The organism is Paenibacillus agaridevorans (genome assembly GCF_003112455.1).
GTDB classification, from domain to species: Bacteria; Bacillota; Bacilli; order Paenibacillales; family Paenibacillaceae; genus Pristimantibacillus; species Pristimantibacillus agaridevorans.
Window position 1 is genome coordinate 8,787 of sequence record NZ_BDQX01000438.1, and the last position, 360, is coordinate 9,146.

General features: G+C 65.6%; 1 protein-coding gene. It reads right to left on the minus strand.

Features of this window, described 5'->3' with window-relative positions; translation table 11 throughout:
• Positions 1 to 360, minus strand: a 360-nt coding sequence (locus tag PAT3040_RS33505; RefSeq protein ID WP_444980832.1) for an electron transfer flavoprotein subunit beta/FixA family protein, incomplete at both ends; no start/stop codon positions are given.

Consider the following 360-nt stretch of genomic DNA (forward strand, 5'->3'; position numbering starts at 1 on the left):
GCCTAGCCCGATCTCGTCCGGCTCGACAACCTTCAGCGGCTTTCGTTTGGCCTTCATTATACCGGGCAGCGAAGGGTATCGCGGCTCGTTCAAGCCCTGTTGCGCCGTAACCAGCGCCGGCAGCGGAATCGCGACGGTCTCCGTATCGCCCTCAACGTCGCGCTCCACAAGCGCATAGAGCGCTGCGCTGCCGACAGGGTCGACGCCAAGCTCCGCAGCGCTGCCGATCGAGAGCTTTACGGCCGCGGAAGCATGGGGCAGGCCCAGCCGCTCTGCTACTTGGAGAGCGACGCTTCCGGAGCCGCTATCGACGGCGAACAAGCCGGCGAGCAGCAGGTCGGGAGACAGCGGCTCGATAAC